Source organism: Staphylococcus sp. AC872 (assembly GCF_979255425.1).
The window spans coordinates 229,454-246,405 of sequence record NZ_CEEDKW010000001.1; the positions used below are offsets into that span (position 1 = coordinate 229,454).

Below are 16,952 nucleotides of genomic sequence, written 5' to 3' on the forward strand. Positions count from 1 at the left end.
TTCACAATATTTATATATTAGGGAATGTCCTAATTGCACTTATAAATTCCCTACTACAAAAAAGCAGTGCCTATTCTAGATAGACACTGCTTTATCATTAATATTCATTTTGTGCTTATAATTCAATAAACTGATGTGTATACTGCTTTAACACTGTTTTGTATAATGCTTGTTGAGAATAATGATACGTCTCATCTACTTCAATCATGCATCCATAACCTTGCTCATATAGTAATTCACATTTTTCTAATGCTTGGTTTCTATCGCCTTTTACAATATATATTTTTTCTTTATGCTTAGTCTTAATTTGGGGTTGTGAATAGCTGATGATATCTCCAATGATACAAATGCCTGGTAATCCTTCTACTTTATACTGGTTTAACTTTTGTTCGATATTACTTATATTTCCAGTCAATACTTGTTCATCAAAAAGTGAGGCACGGAAAACAATTGCGATTGGGTAATCATACGATGTATACTGTCTGATTTGCGAAATAATTCTAGGTAGTCGTTTAACCCCCATATAAACAGCTAGCGTTCCTTTATTTATTAATGTACTGATATCAATGTCATTATCTTTTGAATCCTTAAAATGACCTGTTGAAAAAGTAACGTTTTTAGCTATACTTCTCATTGTTAGACCTAAGTTCATGGATTGTGCTGCTGCACTTGCCGATGTTATCCCCGGCACTATTTCAAAGTTGATATTTAATTCAACTAAAGCTTCTACTTCTTCTTGGACACGTCCAAATATAGCAGGGTCGCCTCCTTTAAGCCTAACCACATGATGATGTTTACTTGCCGCTTCAATCATTTTTTGATTAATGGCCTCTTGTTGAATATGTTTAGTATATGGTTTCTTACCAACATCAATGATTTCTATATCTGGTTTAGCATATTGCAATATAAAGGGATTAACCAATCTGTCGTATAATATAATATCTGCATTTTCAATGAGTCTTTGCGCTCTTTTAGTTAATAAATTAGGATCACCAGGACCTGCACCTACTAAGTAGACAGTTCCGTATCGATTTAAAGGCATATAAAAATATCTCCATCTACGACTTCTACTGGATACGTTTCTACACAACCAGTATCTGGTTCCTGAACATCACCTGTCTTAAGATCAATTTTTTGGTCATGTAAAGGACAATAAACATAGTTTCCACTAACAGTACCTTCTGACAAAGGCCCCTCTTTATGAGGACAAATATTATTGACTGCAAATATCTCTCCTTCATTTGTTAAAAACAAACCAATCTCTTTATCGTTTACGAATACTTTCTTACCAATTAATGGTGTTAACTCATCTATACGGGACACTTTAATTTTCTCCATATGTTTCATGATTAAACCCTCTCAACTTCAAAGATTTTTTGTGATGCTTTATCATTTACGATTGCTTGCCAAGGTTCCTCTTGGATCGCTTGTTTCGCTTCCATCACTCTATCGAAAAGTGCTTGTTGACGTTCGGGATCTAACAATACTTCTTTCACATTTTCAAAACCAAGACGTTCTAACCAAGGCGCAGTTCTTTCAGCATATATTCCAGTTTCACGATAATATTGCATCAATGCACCACAAATACGAATCACTTCATCTTCTGTTTCTACAGTAGTTAGTAATTGTCCTTTTGTTACTTCAGTACCGCCATTACCTCCGATATAGAGTTGGAAACCATTTTCTACTGATATCACACCAAAATCTTTCACACCAGATTCCACGCAGCTTCTAGGGCATCCTGATACACCCATTTTGAATTTATGTAGGGTATCAATATATTCAAATGTTTTCTCTAATCTAATACCAAGTTGAGTCGTATATTGTGTTCCAAATCTACAGAATTCTTTACCAACACAACTTTTAACTGAACGTGTTTTTTTACCATAAGCTGAAGCAGAACGCATGCCTAAGTCTTCCCATACGCTTGGTAGTTCTTCTTTTTTCAATCCATATAATCCCACACGTTGAGATCCTGTAACTTTAACAAGTGGTACATTATATTTTTTAGCGACTTCTCCTAGTCTAATAAGTTGATCTGCATCTGTAACACCACCGCGCATTTGGGGGATAACGGAGAATGTACCGTCATTTTGAATATTTGCATGATAACGTTCATTGGCAAATCGTGATTCTTTTTCATCTTTATGCTCATTTGGATATATCATGTTCAAATAGTAGTTGATAGCAGGACGACATTTTGGACATCCATTTTTATCTTTGAAGTTGAGTACATGTCTCACTTCTTTAGATGTTTTGAGTCCTTTTGCTCTAATTTGAGTAACAATTTGATCTCGTGATAAATCCGTACAAGCACATATACCAGTTGGTTTAGAGGCTATAAAATCATCACCTAATGCATATTGTAGAATGTCTGCGATTTGGCCTTTACATTTCCCACATGAATTTCCTGCTTTAGTCATTTTTGTAACTTCAGCTACAGACGTTAATCCGTTTTTAGTAATCGCTTCTACAATTGTGCCTTTATTGACACCATTACAACCACAAATTGTTTCGTCATCTGCCATATCCTCAATAGATACATTGGCAGCTTCTCCACCTTTTGTTAATAAAGAGACCAACGTATAGTCTTCGATAGATTCGTGCTTTTTCATCATGTTATAGAAGCGAGAACCATCATCTGTATTCCCATATAACACTGTACCGACAACTTCTCCATCTTTTAAAAATACTTTTTTATAATTATTATCGATACTATTAAATATCTCTATACCATGAATATCGTCAGTTTCTTGAATAATACCTGCACTATATAAATCACACCCTGATACCTTTAAAGAGGTAAATGTAGTAGAGCCATGGTAGCCATTAGTTTCCTTATTTATTAAATAGTCTGCTAAAACGATACCTTGTTCATATAATGGTGCAACTAAACCATATACTTTACCTTCACATTCTGCACATTCTCCCACAGCAAAGATATTTGGATCATTTGTTTGCATAAATTCATTAACGATAATACCTCTATTAACGTCTAAACCAGCCGCTTTAGCTACCTCAGTATAAGGTCTAATACCTACCGCCATAACAACTAAGTCCACTTCTAACACACGTCCATCTGCTAATCTAACGGACTCAACATCTTCATGACCGAGAATTTCTTGGGTATTCGCTTGTAATTCAAATCGCATACCTTGTTGTTCCAAATCATTTTTTAGCATTTGACCTACTTTTCGATCCAATTGCATTTCCATAAGCCATTCTGCTAAATGTACTACGGTTACCTCCATACCTTGGTCTAATAACCCTCTAGCACATTCTAATCCTAATAGTCCCCCACCTATAACAATTGCTTTATGTTTAGTTTGAGCTATCTCCATCATGCGTTTAGTATCATCAATTGTTCGCCACCCAATAACACTTGGTAAATCAGATCCTGGAATAGGTAAAACAAATGCTTTTGAACCTGTGGCAATTATACATTGATCATATTCAAAGGATAGCCCACTCTCAGTTATAACAGTCTTATTTGCTCTATCTAATATCGTCACTGGATCGTTATTAACCAATTTAATGTCATGTTCTGCATACCAGTCATATGAATTCATGATTGTTTCTTCTACAGTCATTTTATTTTGTAAAATATTAGATAACATGATTCTATTATAATTTGGATAGGCTTCTTTACCGATAATGGTAATTTCAAAACGTTGCGGATCTCTATCCAAAATTTCTTCGATAGTTCTCAAACCAGCCATGCCATTTCCTATCATCACTAATTTGTTTTTAGTCATATATATGCCCCTTTATCACTATAGATAAGTTATTTAAAGGATTAGATATAAAGGCACATGTTGTTATTTTTAAAATTGGAGTGCTTCAAGACGTTCTCGTATAATAAGTCTCAATGCGTCATCAAAATTGATTGACGGTGTAATGTGTAGTTTACAATGAATATCCATGTCATCAATGAATCGTTTTACTTTATTGACCAATCTTCCATCAAATAAAAAGAGTGGCACGATAATTAATTCATCATATTGTTTTGATATCTCGTCTAAATCATTTCTGAATGTTAAAACGCCATATAAAGCTCTTGCATATACAGGTCGCTTCGAGTCGATGGTTTCCACAAATGCTTTAAGTTCATCATGTGCTTTTGTAAAACGGCCGCTACCATTACCGTGTGCAATAATAACCGTTGCTGTCTTGGAGGCTTGATCAGCAAGATGCACATCCTCTATTCTTCTTTCTACTAGTGATTTCATATAAGGATGTGTGCCTAAAGGTTCACTCATTTGACTCGAAATTTGAGGATACTTTACTTTCATCTCTGATAGTATGTTAGGAATATCGCCAATATAATGCATCGCTCTAAAAATAAGTAACGGCACAATTCTAAATTGTGTGATTCCTTTTTCGATCATATTTTCCATTGTTATTTCTAAACTCTGTGTGTCACTCTCTAAAAACGCTAATTCGTAATGGTACTCTTCATCTTTTAGTAAAGTTGTAATGAATTCTTCTAAGGCTTTATTTTGATTTCCTTTTCTCATTCCATGTGCCACTAAAATGTTGCCTACCATAATACCAATCCTTTCAACTTGAATTGTAAACTAATTCGTAGAGTTTTTGTGATTAATTTCACATTTTTAGTGAAAATTAGGGAATACCCTTATACAAGTTATATACACGACATAATAAAATATTTAACTTTGTAAAAAGAGATGTATAAAGATTTAAATTACATGTAATAAGATATATAATTAAAATATTAGTGGTTAATATATGTACTACTTCAACTAGCACCAATTTCAAATACATAACGAACGATGCAATATGTACGTGCCATATTAACGACTTAGTAAATTTTCATGATAAGACAATGGAGAGGAGTAAACGACATGAAAAGATTTACTATTCTGATAATTATAGTATCCTTTATTTTAGCAAGTTGTAGCAATAATGCAACAAATAAAAAAGATACGCTTAATGTTGAAATCCCATTAAAAACAACATCAATTGCGCCATATGAAACGGATGTACCTGTGAAAATCGGTGCATTAGAATCTTTATTCAAAATGTCTAAAGATGGTAAAGTTAAACCCCTATTGGTTAAATCCTTCAAACAAAAATCTGATGATACACTTACCCTAAAAATTAAAGATGACATTCATTTCCAAAATGGTCATAAATTAACTGGAGATGCTGTCAAACGTAGTCTAGAACAAGGTGTTAAAAAGAGTGACTTATTAAGTGGATCTCTACCTATTGATAAAATCACTGCAAAAGGCCAAGAAGTGACAATCAAAACCAAGGAACCTTATCCTGAATTAAAATCCGAATTAGCGAGTCCATTCGCAGCTATTTATGACACACAAGCGAAAGGCAAAGTTTCGGATCAACCAGTTGGTACAGGCCCGTACCAAATTGACAAATATCAACGGTCACAAAAGATAGAGCTATCAAAATACAAAGATTATTGGCAAGGTACACCTAAATTAAGTAAAATCAATGTCACATATCATGAAGATGGCAATACTCGTGTCAATCATTTATTATCTGGCAAATCAGATTTAACAACAGATGTACCTATCGATCAAATTAATGACGTTAAAAAATCTAATAAAGCGAATATTCAAAGTACATCTGGTTTCAGAACACATTTATTACTTTATAATCACGACAGCAAAAAAATGAATAAAAATGTTCGAGAAGCATTTGATGCAGTTATTAATCGTAAAGAAATTGCTAAGAATGTATCCAAAAATTATGCCAAACCAGCCTCTGGACCATTTAATGATCGATTGAAGCATATTAAAGGTAGCGAGGTTCAGCCACAAGACATTAATAAAGCGAAAAAGCTATTAGCCAAAGAAGGCTACACTAAAGATCATCCTTTAAAAATAAATATGGTTACTTATGATGGTAGACCTGAATTACCTAAGATTGGACAAGTTATCCAATCTGAAGCTAAAAAAGCAAACATTGAAGTAAAATTAAGAAACGTAGATGATATCGAAGGATATTTGAAAGATAAAGATGCATGGGATGCTTCTATGTATAGTTACTTAACAGTTCCTAGAGGAGATACAGGTTATTTCTTTAATACTGCTTATTTACCAAAAGGCGCAAATAATAAAGGTAACTATGACAATAAAGAGGTTACTCAACAAATCAAACAACTAAACCACACATTCGGTCAAACAGAACGTGAGCAACTAACGAATCAAATATTGAAAACGTCAGACAAAGACATTCCAAATAGTTATATAACGTACAATGACCAAATTGACGGTGTAAGTAAAAATGTTAAAAACTTCAATGTAACACCAGAGTCTATTTATTTAATTGATTACAAAGTAGATAAAAAATAATAAATCCTCGAACTTTTAATAATATTAAAATAGCCAGAAAATGAATGTTTCAATTCATTTTCTGGCTATTTTTAACTCTTTGTGATGACTTTTTTAAAATGGTGGTTGTCCTAGAATTTTTTCTTCAAAGCGTTCAGGAATTAATATTTTCCTCATAATCACACCTAAATCACCGTCATCGTTTTCATGTTAAGCATATATTTCATATCCTCTTTTTTCATAAATACTTAATAACCAAGGATGTAATCGCGCGGATGTTCCTAATGTGACTGCTGAGGCCTTTAATGTATCTCTTAAAAAATCTTCTTCTACGTATTTTAACAATTGACTACCATAGCCCTGTCCATCGAATTCTGGTTGTGTGGCAAACCACCAAACGAACGGATAACCAGAAATACTTCTGACACTCCCCCATGGATATCGTACGGTAATCGTTGAGATGATTGTATCGTTCAATTCTAATACAAATGTTGTATTATGTTTGATGTTGTCTGCTACCATTTCCTCTGTGGCATTCACTGATGGCCAATCAATGCCTAATTCCCTTAATGGTGTAAAGGCTTCATACATAAGTTGATGAATCGGTACAACATCATTTTGATCTGCAATTCTTATATTCACGTTACTCATTCTCTTCACGTCTTTCGTTTTCTCTATTCATGACATTAAGCGTAAAAAGAAAAACGACAAGAGTCAATCAACTTGTTTGATAACTCGTCACAAAAATTAACAGGCTGGGACATAAATATATAGTTCAAGTTACATTTATATTTAGGCAGTAGTTGACTTACACATATGTGTTCTTATTTTAAAGTACACATTAGCTGTGGCTAATGCGTGAGAACCACTACATAATCAATGATTAGTGGTTCTTTATAATTTCTGTCCCACTCCCTTACACAAAGATCATTATTTTAATTGTGAACGTTGACCATTTAAATAAGCATAAACTAATCCAACAAAGATACCGCCACCAATATAATTACCTATTAAAGCAAATACAATATTTTTCAAAACGCCTAAACCTGACATTCCATCAATATTGAAAAATAGCATACCTGAGAATAAACCGGCATTAAAGACAACGTGTTCATAACCCATGAAGACAAACACAACTACTCCACAAGCAATAAAGAATGCTTTTGTTAATCCTTCTTTAAATTGCATAGATACAAAGATACCTATATTAATAAAGAAATTACAGAAAATACCTTTTACTAATATATTTAACCATGTTGATGCTTCTGTTTTCTTTTGTACAGTTTCAGTTAGTGCATCCGTCATTTCTGGAGTCATTACATGTGCATATTTCATTAAGAAAAATAAGATGATTCCACCCAGTACATTACCGATAAAGCAAAATGTAAATATCCATATGACTTTATTCAAACGTATTGCTTTATAATACCAACCTACTGTTAGATACATAAAATTACTTGTTAGTAATTCTGAATTCGTTAATACAATTAATACTAAGGCTAAACTAAATGCAATGGCACCAAGCAAATTAATTAAGCCATCAATTTGTGTAGCAGCAAATTGTGTTTTAATAGCTAGCATAAATACCGTGACAATAGATAACAAGAATCCTGCCATCATTGCTTTTAACGCATAACGCATAGGTGTTTGATCAGCCATGACTTCTTTCATTTGCCCTTGGCTTACTACCGCTTCCATAATAGACTTAGTTGCGTATGTATCTTCGGTAGTTTTTCGATTTTCCATCATATTCTCAATTATTCCCATCTTTTTAAAATCATTTATTTCATATTCATTATATGAAGAAATAAAGATGATGAATAGTGGTAATTTTTTAACAAATGATAAAATGCTTTTTAAGTTATTTATAAATATTTGATAGAATCAGTTTTACATTTCAATTTAATGATTGTCTCATCTAACATTTCCCTTTTGACTTTACCAATTAATCTAATAAAAACTAAATAGAAAAAACTGAGGCAGACACTCAACCATTGTCCCCACCCCAGTCCATATTTAAATATTAGCGATCCCATTATTTTCGTTTTAATTTTGAAAAATAATGTAATCCTGATGCAAAAATACTATACCCTAATAACGTTCTTAATATAAAACGTACATATTGGTTAGCAAAACATTTGGAATTAATGACAACCGCCGAAATAAAATGAGTTATTGAGTATAATCCCAACACGATTAGATATAGTTTTTTCATCAAATCAACCTCTTTTAAATAAGATTCCACTTCAATAATACACCCATTTACAAATCCACAGTTGGTACAATTTATTTACAATTATGATTTCAATAGTTTTTCTAATTGGTCCAATGTTGAATTCATACCTTCTTCGACGCCCATATCAAGCGCTTGTTGAGCAGCTTCTTCTGAAGGTAATACAGAAGTTGACGTCACTGTAGTTTGATTAGGTTGCTTCTCCTCAAATTCAATTACAATATGCATACCTGGCATATTAGGATCTTTGTCGCCATCTGGTGTAGCGAAAAAGTCTAAGTATTCAATGTAATTAGGTTTTTCAATTTTTTTGTATTCTGAACGCGTGTAACTTGTCATATCGGGCGTGTGTATAGCAAAAAATGCATGTCCACCTTCTTCTACATTAAATTCAAATACTTCCGTAGAAGCACCTTCTGGATGAAACCATTGTTTAAACAAATCTTCTTGTGTATATGCGTTAAATAGTTCATGAATCGTTCCTGTGAATGTTCTTGAAAAGATAATTTTATTTTTTTCAACTTTAATAGTCATAGATATTCTCCTAAATTTTGATAATTTAAAACAAATCTATCATAGCAAAATAGAATAGAAGTTACTAAAGATTGAACCATAAAAAGCACCTCAACATGCTAGAATCAAGTTCTAACATCTGAAGTGCTCTGTATTTCTCAATATATTATTTAGTGTTCATGTTCGTGTTCATGCTCATGGTCTTCATCTTTTACTTTAATTTTACTATCTAAAGCCTTTTTAATGTTTTTAATGTTTTCTTTCATTAATGATTGGTATGAAAGACCTTTTTCATTTTGTTGTTCTTTAGTTACAGATTCCATATTGTTGAATTTTAATGGTTTCGCATCTGTTTCTTTTCTAATTGTATCAGTAATCTTATTTGATACATTTTCTTCATATAAAATGTATTCTACTTTATTCTTTTTAATTTCTTTCACAATGTTTGTAAGATCCTTTTGTGATGGATCTTCTGCACTCATATTTTGAACGCCTACTTGTTCGAATCCATAACGATTAGAAAGATAACCTAAAGATTCATGAGAGATAAATACTGCATTACCTTTTTTACCTTTAGTCGCGTCTTTCATGTCTTTATCAATATTCTCTAAATCTTTGTTTAATTTTTTATAGTTCTTTTCATAATATTTCTTACGATCAGGGTCTTTTTTCACAAGTTGATCTTTAATTTCTTTAGCGAATGTTTGGTCCATCTTAGGATCTAACCAAATGTGTGGGTCATATTTACCATGATGGTGATGTTCTTCTTCGCCATGATGTTCTTCTTCACCTTCATGATGATGATCTGCTAATAAATCATTTTTGCTGATTTTATCTTGTAAAGATAATTTTTTATCATCTTTTTTAATTGTTGAAGCCACTTTTTTAGCTACTGGATCTAAATCGTCACCAGTATAAATGAATAAATCAGATTTTGCCGCACTCATCATATCTTTTTGAGTAGGTTCATAACTATGTAAATCTGCGCCCGCTGGATAAATTGATTTAACATCTACATATTTACCACCAATTTGTTCTGTAAATGATTTTAACGGATATACTGTTGTATTAACTTTTAACTTATCTCCTTTTTTATGATCATCACCGTTGCCACATGCAGCAAGTGCTAATATCATAAGAGGAATAAGTAACAATAAACTTAATTTTCTTTTCATGTCGTTCCTCCTAAATAGTAATTATTACGATTAAAAATTATATACCTTACTCTCGTAAAAAACAAGCCTATTCAGACAACTTTTTTATCATTCATATCTTTTAAATATTCAAAATTATTTCATCTTATATGACCATACCCAGTGTCACCTTTAACTATCTAGTTATCCATCATCTTCATCAAATTTTTACAATATCCATAAAAGGTCGAGATATGATGCTATTGCATATTTGAAAAACGATTCATCGTCGTCCAAAATGCAGGCATAAATCCCGACCTCATTATATAAATGATTTATTTTGATTGAAGTAATTTATCATATTCTTTAAAGTGATATGGATCTTCCACTTTTTTGCCATTGATAAACACAGTTGGCGCTGTCTTAATATGATGTGCTTTTGTATCTTTCTTATCTTTATTTGCATCTTTCCATGCGGCACTATTTTTAGTTTTATATTCTGACTTTATTTTTTCTTTTTGATCTGCAGAAATATTCAAATGATCAATCTGTTGGTCAACTACTTTTTCAGTAATCCACGCTTTCTTTTCATCTTGTTGATGCTCAAACATTAATTTTTGAAATTGTAAATAAGAACGAGGTGCAATATTTTGAACTGCATGTCCTGCTCTTGACCCTATAATTGAATCTTTACCTAAAAATGCCATATTAACGTATTTAATTTCCGCTTTATGGTTGTTTAAATATTTCTCTTTAAGTTTAGGCATCACATTCTTTTCAACCTTTTTACAATATGGACATTTAAAGTCACCATAAATAACAATGAGTGGTTTACCATCTTTAGTGGCTTGAGGCGATTTCACATCTTCTTTACCACAACCGCTCACTAACACGATGATGAAACATAAACATATTATACTGATTAATTTTTTCATTGTTGCTCCTTATCACTTATAGCAGGCTAGCGCATATTTTCTTCTTTGTAATCTGGATCATGTTCTTGATAATAACCTTTTGAGTTAAAGTTTTCTTTATATTTAGCCTTTTTCCCCTTAAACTCATAAGTGTAATAATGGACTTCTTCATCATCACTTAAAGGTTTATACGCTAGGATAACGTATTTTCCTTTATCATAAACATAGATATTAGCATCCTTTTTATCAAAGTGCTTCACTTCGTCGCCAGCATCTCTTTTTGCTATTTTAGTTTGTTTCTTTTCTTGTAACTTAACCGCTTTATCAATTTTATCTGTATATTTTCCACTACTACATCCGACTAGTACTAGTGTTAATACACTGATCATCACTACGAATTTCTTCAATATGTTCACTCCCGATAATATGACTCATTTGAGATGAAATCTTATTTTAAATCATGTCATCTTTCACTCTAGATTTTATCATAGAATCCAGAGTATCACAGTATCAATTCATACAAAAAACACAATTTTAAAAATAAATAGAATCTATGATTTTATCACATCATACAAAAGTATGACGCTATTTTTTATGATATGATGTGTAATGATAGTAGTATTTTGATAATATAATTATTGACGATTCATTAATTAGTTTTTATTTCTAGAGGGGAAGATATATATTGAAATTTGTAAACTTAACATCCGAAGAATTCGGTAAATTTACTACAGAACATTTTTCACATTACACACAATCAAGCATTCATTATGACAATCGACGTGAAATGCGTGGAGACGTTCATCTTGTCGGTGTTAAAAACGATAAAGACGAGGTCATTGCTGCTTGTCTGTTAACTGAAGCACGTACATTAAAATTCTTTAAATATTTTTATACACACCGTGGTCCAGTCATGGACTATAATAACTTATCACTAGTACATTTCTTCTTTAAATCTTTAACTTCATACTTGAAGAAACATAATTGTTTATATGTACTTGTTGATCCTTATATTCTTGAAAATTTAAGAAATGCTGATGGTGAAATTTTAAAATCATACGATAACCGCGCTGTTATCAAAACTATGGAAGATTTAGGCTATAAACACCAAGGTTATACAGTCGGATATGATATGATGAGCCAAATTCGTTGGCTTTCAGTTTTAGATTTAAAAGGTAAATCAGAAGATCAATTAATGAAAGAAATGGACTATCAAACACGTCGTAATATTAAAAAAACTTATGAAATGGGTGTAAAAGTACGCACATTATCTATAGAAGAAACAGGTACATTCTTTGATTTATTTAGAATGGCGGAAGAAAAACACGGTTTCAAATTCCGTGATGAACCATATTTTGAAGAATTACAAAAGACATATGGCGACAACGCTATGCTTAAATTAGCCTATATCGATTTACAAGAATATCTCACTACTCTAGAAGACAAACACAAGGATTTATCAAAACAACTTCATGACGTAGAAACAGCTTTAGAAGAGAATCCAAATTCTAAGAAAAATAAAACGAAGCATACACAAATTAAACAACAATACGATAGCAATGAACGTAAGATAAACCAAACTAAAGATGAAATTGATAAAGAAGGTCAAGTATTGAACTTAGCCGCTGCAATATATATTTATAACGACCATGAAGTATATTACTTATCTAGTGGTTCTAACCCAAGATATAACCCTTATATGGGCGCTTACCGTTTGCAATGGGAAATGATTAAATTTGCCAAAGCACATCATATTGATCGTTATAATTTCTATGGTATTACTGGCGACTTTAGTGAAAACGCTGAAGATTATGGCGTTCAACGCTTTAAAGAAGGCTTTAATGCTAATGTATACGAATATATCGGTGACTTTGTTAAACCGATTAAACCATTGTTCTACCATGTAAAAGAATTAATTGAAAACAGAAAAAAATAAGTATACTAAAAATCCCAGTGAAACTGAATTCACTGGGATTTCTTTATCTTATAAATACTATTGAATGACATTTAAGAAACGCTTAAGTTCATCTGTTTGTGGACGATTAAATATATCGTCGGGTGTGCCCTGTTCACCTATTTTACCTTCATGAATAAATACAATTTGGTTAGATACTTCTTTAGCAAATCGCATTTCATGTGTAACGATGACCATCGTCATACCTTCTTGTGCTAAATCTTTAATCACTTTCAATACGTCATTAACAAGTTCAGGATCAAGTGCAGATGTTGGTTCATCAAATAGCATGACTTTAGGATTCATAGCTAAAGCTCTAGCAATCGCTACACGCTGTTGTTGACCACCAGACAATGCATGTGGACGCTGATCTTTCACATGTGTTAAGCCTACCTTTTCTAGTAGCTCTAGTGCTTTTGTTTTAGCTTCAGACTTACTTTGCTTCTTAACAGTTACTAAACCTTCCATGACATTCTCTAGCGCAGTCTTGTGTGGGAATAGATTATAACTTTGGAACACCATCCCAGACTGTTTACGTACTTCAATCTGTGATTTCTTGTCCTTAGCTGTATACGTTTTACCATTAACATAAACTGTACCTTCTGTCGGAATCTCTAAAGCGTTCATCATACGTAAGAGTGTTGTTTTACCTGAACCAGAACGTCCAACTAATGTTACAACTTCGCCCTTATCGACTTTTAAATCGATACCTTTAATCACTTCTGTTTGATTAAATGATTTATGAATATTCGATAATTCGATCATGAGCGATACCCTCTTTCAATGTATGATTCATAAAAGCTTTGAATAACTGAAATGATAAAACAAACGACCCAATACATTAATGCAACTAAAAGATAAATCGTTAAATATTCATAAGAAGTTGAAGCAACTTCCTGTGCTTTACGGAACATTTCAGCTACTAAGATAAATCCTAATAAAGATGTATCTTTAATAAGTCCTAAGAATGTATTACCTAATGCTGGTATTGATACGCGAATGGCTTGTGGCAGAATAATACGTTGAACAGTTTGGCGATAATTCATTCCGATTGAATAAGCCGCTTCTGTCTGTCCTTTTGGTATAGAAATAATACCACCACGAATAATTTCAGATGCGTACGCACCCACATTAAGTGATAACCCTATAATAGCTGCGATAACTGGTGCCAATGTCCATTGATTATCAGCATCGTTTGTTAAGAGTCTTCCTAATTCTGGAATACCGTAAAAAATAATAAATAATTGAACAATCATAGGCGTTCCACGAATGATTGATACGTATACTCGTGCAATACCTTTTAATATTTTACTTGTAGAAATACGCATTAAGGCTGTAAATAAGGCAATGATTAAGCCTAATACAAATGTTACAAGTGTGATTGGGATAGAATATTTCACTAATCCTTCTAACATAGGTCCAAATGCTTGCTTTGCAGCGTCTAAAGCATGAAGTTGTTCACTATTCAGGTTTAGAAACATCTTGACCAAACCATTTCTTACCTATTTTTTTAAGTTCGCCACTCTCGTCAATTTTCTTCAATCCATCATTGAATTTTTGTACTGTTTTATCATCAACTTTTTTAGAGAAAGCGAATGCTGATTTATTTTTCTCAGCGTCACCTTTAATTGCTTTGATTTTAGCGTTAGGCTTTTGCTTTTTATAATCTAAATAAGAGAGGCTATCGTTAAATGTAGCATCTACACGATTAGATAATAATAAGTCCATTGATTGGTTAAATCCATCAACTTTTGTGATTTTAGCGCCTTTATCTTTAGCTAATTGACCATAGTTAGAAGTAAATGTTTGTGCTAACTTTTTACCTTTAACATCATTGAATGATTTAATATTTTTTTCATTTTCACGAACGACTAATACCGCACTTGAATAAGTATAAGGATTAGAGAATTTGTATTTTTTCTCTCTATCTTTATTAATACCTACTTGGTTGGCAATGACATCAAAACGACCTGCATCTAGACCTGCAAACATTGAGTCCCAAGATGTTTCGTTAAATTTCAATTTAAGTCCTTCTTCTTTCGCTACTGCTTTAATAACATCAATATCGTAACCAGTTAACTTATCTTGCTTATTGTGGAAAGTGAAAGGTGCGTATGTACCTTCAGTACCCACTCGAATTGTATTGTCATCTTTACTACTTGATTTACTATCTTTGTTTGAATTGTTACCACATGCTGCTAATACAAATACTAATGCAATGACACAAAATAAAAGTCTTTTCATTAAACTATTCTCCCCTAATCTTATTATTCTAATCGGAATAAAAACATTTTAATCCTTAATGGGTAGTAAGTCAATAACTAGTTACTGGCTTTTGACTGTCATCACAACTCTGATTAGCTATTGTTCGTCTGTCGATTTTGTATTTTTCTTTAACATAAATGAACATAAAAAGCTCACTACTGTAATTAAAACGGCAAATAAGAAACCAGCGTGATAACCATGTAATAACGTATCTATTTTAATCTGTCCTAACATCTCGCTACGTTTCATGCCATCATAATCACTCATATTAGGTGAATAGTGTTTACTTGCTTGCGTTAAAATAGTAATTAAAATTGCTGTACCAATTGATCCCGCAATTTGTTGTACTGTATTAGTCATGGATGAACCATGCGCGTTCATTTCATATGTTAATTGGTTCATTGTATGCGTCATCACAGGCATTAAACCTAATGCGATTGCTATCATACGTATGCCATAAACTGTTGCTAACATCACTGAACTTGTATTTTCATCCATAATGACAAAATAACCAGTAGTAATGATTACAATCATCATACCGATGAGTGCTAAAGGTTTTGCACCGAATTTTTCATAAAGTCCCCCTGATGTGAATGACATAATCGCCATCACAATGGCACCAGGTAGTAGAATTAATCCGGAGTCTAAAGGCGTACGATTTAATAAATTTTGTACGAACATAGGTAACACTGTTTCAGAACCAATCATGGAAACCATGGTAACTGCCATAATTAAAATACCAATGGCAAATTGAGTGTTTTTAAACACACCAAAGTTTAATAATGGCGTTTCAAGTTTAGATTGTCTCCAGATAAATAAGGCAACAAGTATCACACCACCAATAATAGTAGTTAGAACGATAGGATCATTCCAACCATCGTGAGAAATTGAACTTGTTCCATATAACAAACCACCAAATCCTAAGACAGATAAAATGATTGAAATTATATCAATAGGTACTTTGATTGTTTCGCCCACATTTTTCACTGTAAATAGGGCAATGATAAATGTGATGGCAGCAATAGGAGCAACCACATGGAATAGTGATCTCCAATTTAAATACTCAACTAAATACCCTGATAATGTTGGTCCAATAGCTGGCGCAAGTCCAATAACTAAACCAAACATTCCCATATATTTACCACGTTCATGTGGTTCAAATATATTCAAGATGGTTGTCATCATGAGGGGCATCATGATACCTGAACCTAATGCTTGAATAATTCTTGCTATTAATAAAATAGTAAAGTTAGGACTAAATCCACCTAACATAGTTCCTAAGAAAAATATAAAAATACCAACTAAGAAAACTTGTCTTGTCGTATATCGTTGGATAAATAATGCTGATAATGGAATCACTACCCCATTAGTTAATAAAAAAGCTGTTGTCAGCCATTGTACTTGTGAATATTCAATGTTGAAATCTTTCATAATACTAGGTAGTGCTGTCGCTAATAAGGTTTCATTAAGCAAACCAAAGAACCCGCCTAGTAACATCGTAATCATCATTACTAATTTTGCTTTAAGAGACACTAATACTCCTCCTTACTTTCCTTTTCTTTTATCACAACATTATACAGTTGTTGAATGTAATATGCATTTTTTTAGTTCAAAAGGTTTCAT

General features: G+C 32.5%; 16 protein-coding genes and 1 pseudogene. 2 read left to right on the top strand and 15 right to left on the bottom strand.

Annotation, left to right across the window (positions count from 1 at the left end):
- Positions 1-115 precede the first annotated feature (115 nt).
- The 4 genes from cobA to ACZ267_RS01240 form a co-directional block, all read right to left on the bottom strand.
- Positions 116-1,042: a uroporphyrinogen-III C-methyltransferase gene (gene cobA / locus ACZ267_RS01225; RefSeq protein WP_047211035.1), complete on the bottom strand. Its 927-nt coding sequence runs from the start codon at positions 1,040-1,042 to the stop codon at positions 116-118.
- The gene (gene nirD, locus ACZ267_RS01230) at positions 1,033-1,347 is read right to left on the bottom strand and encodes a nitrite reductase small subunit NirD (RefSeq protein ID WP_002465474.1); all 315 of its coding nucleotides are present in this window, start codon (positions 1,345-1,347) and stop codon (positions 1,033-1,035) included. Before nirD ends, cobA begins: the two co-directional genes overlap by 10 nt.
- A 2-nt stretch (positions 1,348-1,349) precedes the next feature.
- Positions 1,350-3,755, bottom strand: coding sequence for a nitrite reductase large subunit NirB (gene nirB, locus ACZ267_RS01235; RefSeq protein ID WP_463680277.1), 2,406 nt, complete (start codon positions 3,753-3,755; stop codon positions 1,350-1,352).
- A gap of 69 nt (positions 3,756-3,824) precedes the next feature.
- Positions 3,825-4,547: a sirohydrochlorin chelatase gene (locus ACZ267_RS01240; protein ID WP_047211037.1), complete on the bottom strand. Its 723-nt coding sequence runs from the start codon at positions 4,545-4,547 to the stop codon at positions 3,825-3,827.
- Positions 4,548-4,865: 318 nt separating this feature from the next.
- On the opposite strand from ACZ267_RS01240, the gene nikA reads away from it, so the two are divergent.
- Positions 4,866-6,338, top strand: coding sequence for a nickel ABC transporter substrate-binding protein (gene nikA / locus ACZ267_RS01245; RefSeq protein WP_047211038.1), 1,473 nt, complete (start codon positions 4,866-4,868; stop codon positions 6,336-6,338).
- 93 nt (positions 6,339-6,431) lie between these two features.
- Here the strand turns inward: nikA and ACZ267_RS01250 are convergent.
- From ACZ267_RS01250 to ACZ267_RS01280, 7 genes and pseudogenes are all read right to left on the bottom strand, one after another.
- Positions 6,432-6,968: pseudogene (locus ACZ267_RS01250) on the bottom strand (GNAT family N-acetyltransferase).
- Between the two features lie 279 nt (positions 6,969-7,247).
- Entirely contained in the window at positions 7,248-8,066 is an 819-nt protein-coding gene (locus ACZ267_RS01255; protein ID WP_463680278.1) for a formate/nitrite transporter family protein, read from the bottom strand.
- A gap of 286 nt (positions 8,067-8,352) precedes the next feature.
- Positions 8,353-8,532 (bottom strand): hypothetical protein, encoded by a 180-nt coding sequence (locus tag ACZ267_RS01260; RefSeq protein WP_047211040.1) that lies wholly within the window; start codon positions 8,530-8,532, stop codon positions 8,353-8,355.
- An 81-nt stretch (positions 8,533-8,613) separates the two neighbouring features.
- A complete protein-coding gene (locus ACZ267_RS01265; RefSeq protein ID WP_002465462.1) occupies positions 8,614-9,084 on the bottom strand; it encodes an SRPBCC family protein in 471 nt (156 codons plus the stop codon).
- Positions 9,085-9,233: 149 nt separating this feature from the next.
- Positions 9,234-10,238 (bottom strand): metal ABC transporter solute-binding protein, Zn/Mn family, encoded by a 1,005-nt coding sequence (locus ACZ267_RS01270; protein WP_047211041.1) that lies wholly within the window; start codon positions 10,236-10,238, stop codon positions 9,234-9,236.
- Positions 10,239-10,531: 293 nt separating this feature from the next.
- A complete protein-coding gene (locus ACZ267_RS01275) occupies positions 10,532-11,131 on the bottom strand; it encodes a thioredoxin domain-containing protein (RefSeq protein WP_047211042.1) in 600 nt (199 codons plus the stop codon).
- A gap of 26 nt (positions 11,132-11,157) precedes the next feature.
- Entirely contained in the window at positions 11,158-11,517 is a 360-nt protein-coding gene (locus ACZ267_RS01280; RefSeq protein WP_002465456.1) for a DUF4467 domain-containing protein, read from the bottom strand.
- 278 nt (positions 11,518-11,795) lie between these two features.
- Here ACZ267_RS01280 and ACZ267_RS01285 point away from each other — a divergent pair, with 278 nt between their 5' ends.
- A complete protein-coding gene (locus ACZ267_RS01285) occupies positions 11,796-13,046 on the top strand; it encodes an aminoacyltransferase (RefSeq protein ID WP_015364722.1) in 1,251 nt (416 codons plus the stop codon).
- 57 nt (positions 13,047-13,103) lie between these two features.
- Here ACZ267_RS01285 and ACZ267_RS01290 read toward each other — a convergent pair whose 3' ends face one another.
- The 4 genes from ACZ267_RS01290 to ACZ267_RS01305 all read right to left on the bottom strand — a co-directional run bounded on the left by ACZ267_RS01290 (position 13,104) and on the right by ACZ267_RS01305 (position 16,862).
- The gene (locus ACZ267_RS01290; protein ID WP_002466659.1) at positions 13,104-13,829 is read right to left on the bottom strand and encodes an amino acid ABC transporter ATP-binding protein; all 726 of its coding nucleotides are present in this window, start codon (positions 13,827-13,829) and stop codon (positions 13,104-13,106) included.
- Complete coding sequence (locus ACZ267_RS01295) at positions 13,826-14,545, bottom strand: amino acid ABC transporter permease (protein WP_002466658.1); 720 nt, start codon at positions 14,543-14,545, stop codon at positions 13,826-13,828. Before ACZ267_RS01295 ends, ACZ267_RS01290 begins: the two co-directional genes overlap by 4 nt.
- Complete coding sequence (locus tag ACZ267_RS01300) at positions 14,526-15,308, bottom strand: transporter substrate-binding domain-containing protein (RefSeq protein ID WP_047211043.1); 783 nt, start codon at positions 15,306-15,308, stop codon at positions 14,526-14,528. Before ACZ267_RS01300 ends, ACZ267_RS01295 begins: the two co-directional genes overlap by 20 nt.
- Before the next feature lie 117 nt (positions 15,309-15,425).
- Entirely contained in the window at positions 15,426-16,862 is a 1,437-nt protein-coding gene (locus ACZ267_RS01305; RefSeq protein WP_058714569.1) for an MDR family MFS transporter, read from the bottom strand.
- Positions 16,863-16,952: the final 90 nt, after the last annotated feature.

What these genes read in the sequence shown, in the direction of transcription:
- cobA (WP_047211035.1), bottom strand. Translation starts at nt 1,042, where the DNA reads ATGCCTTTAAATCGATACGGAACTGTCTACTTAGTAGGTGCAGGTCCT.
- nirD (WP_002465474.1), bottom strand. Translation starts at nt 1,347, where the DNA reads ATGAAACATATGGAGAAAATTAAAGTGTCCCGTATAGATGAGTTAACA.
- nirB (WP_463680277.1), bottom strand. Translation starts at nt 3,755, where the DNA reads ATGACTAAAAACAAATTAGTGATGATAGGAAATGGCATGGCTGGTTTG.
- ACZ267_RS01240 (WP_047211037.1), bottom strand. Translation starts at nt 4,547, where the DNA reads ATGGTAGGCAACATTTTAGTGGCACATGGAATGAGAAAAGGAAATCAA.
- nikA (WP_047211038.1), top strand. Translation starts at nt 4,866, where the DNA reads ATGAAAAGATTTACTATTCTGATAATTATAGTATCCTTTATTTTAGCA.
- ACZ267_RS01255 (WP_463680278.1), bottom strand. Translation starts at nt 8,066, where the DNA reads ATGATGGAAAATCGAAAAACTACCGAAGATACATACGCAACTAAGTCT.
- ACZ267_RS01260 (WP_047211040.1), bottom strand. Translation starts at nt 8,532, where the DNA reads ATGAAAAAACTATATCTAATCGTGTTGGGATTATACTCAATAACTCAT.
- ACZ267_RS01265 (WP_002465462.1), bottom strand. Translation starts at nt 9,084, where the DNA reads ATGACTATTAAAGTTGAAAAAAATAAAATTATCTTTTCAAGAACATTC.
- ACZ267_RS01270 (WP_047211041.1), bottom strand. Translation starts at nt 10,238, where the DNA reads ATGAAAAGAAAATTAAGTTTATTGTTACTTATTCCTCTTATGATATTA.
- ACZ267_RS01275 (WP_047211042.1), bottom strand. Translation starts at nt 11,131, where the DNA reads ATGAAAAAATTAATCAGTATAATATGTTTATGTTTCATCATCGTGTTA.
- ACZ267_RS01290 (WP_002466659.1), bottom strand. Translation starts at nt 13,829, where the DNA reads ATGATCGAATTATCGAATATTCATAAATCATTTAATCAAACAGAAGTG.
- ACZ267_RS01295 (WP_002466658.1), bottom strand. Translation starts at nt 14,545, where the DNA reads ATGTTTCTAAACCTGAATAGTGAACAACTTCATGCTTTAGACGCTGCA.
- ACZ267_RS01300 (WP_047211043.1), bottom strand. Translation starts at nt 15,308, where the DNA reads ATGAAAAGACTTTTATTTTGTGTCATTGCATTAGTATTTGTATTAGCA.